Source organism: Pseudomonas brassicacearum, assembly GCF_003732225.1.
Taxonomy (GTDB): Bacteria; Pseudomonadota; Gammaproteobacteria; order Pseudomonadales; family Pseudomonadaceae; genus Aquipseudomonas; species Aquipseudomonas brassicacearum_E.
This window is the reverse complement of sequence record NZ_MOBJ01000032.1, coordinates 1-760: the sequence shown is the minus strand read 5'-3', so window position 1 is coordinate 760 and position 760 is coordinate 1. Positions and strand designations below refer to the sequence as shown.

The following is a 760-nucleotide window of genomic DNA, read 5'->3' as shown; positions in this document are numbered from 1 at the left end:
GCCATCATCCGAGCTCTCTTCGATTTCCAGTACGCGGTCATAAATCAGCCCGGTTTCTTTGTCACGCAGGCGCAGCGTGCCGTCTTCATTGAAATCAACCTGCCAGAACGCATTTTCAAGGAAGGATTCTGTGTTTTTCACCGCTGGGCGCTGCTTCCCGGCCACGTTCGGTTCGATAAACAACGTACGGTACCCCATCGACGGCAGTATCTGGCTGAGCTGAATATCAAACTCCATAAACGGTTCGTAATTGCCGTAATGGACAATCTGTCGGTCGATGAGACCGGGGTCGAGTTCGCGTGCGCTGCGAATGAAATACGGGATCTCGTTACCTTTATCATCCCGCAAACGGAACTGGCTGGCACGCAGTCGGATGGTGGTGTTCATCACCTCTTCACGCGGCCAGGGCATCAGGTTGAACATCACCAGCTTATCGGCATCGCTTTGCGGCATGTTGTCGACAATCTTGCGCATATAGAAACGCACCAGGTTGTCTGCCATGTCTTCGGCCAGTTCGAAGCGGGAGACAATCTCACGATGCACTTTGTCGCTGCAGCAGCAACCGATGCTGTCGTGAGCGTGGTTTTTGAGGATCTCTTTCCACATTTTCTCCAGCAGACCGTGGTGGTAATCGAAGCCCAGCGTCCAGGCAAGGGTCGCCAGCGGCTCGAGGATATTGACAATTTTGTTCTCAATACGCGCATGGGCGATTTTGATGTCCATGCGCGTAGAGCCGATTGTCCGGTGAACGCGCATGTAT

General features: G+C 53.3%; 1 protein-coding gene and 1 pseudogene. Both read right to left on the bottom strand.

Annotated features, from left to right (window positions below; all coding sequences use genetic code 11):
• Positions 1–474 (bottom strand): hypothetical protein (locus BK659_RS24505; RefSeq protein WP_259740308.1); only part of this gene is annotated, 474 nt, incomplete at its 3' end.
• A gap of 48 nt (positions 475–522) precedes the next feature.
• Positions 523–723 (bottom strand): annotated as a pseudogene (locus BK659_RS28410) (hypothetical protein); the annotation flags it as partial.
• Positions 724–760 lie beyond the last annotated feature (37 nt).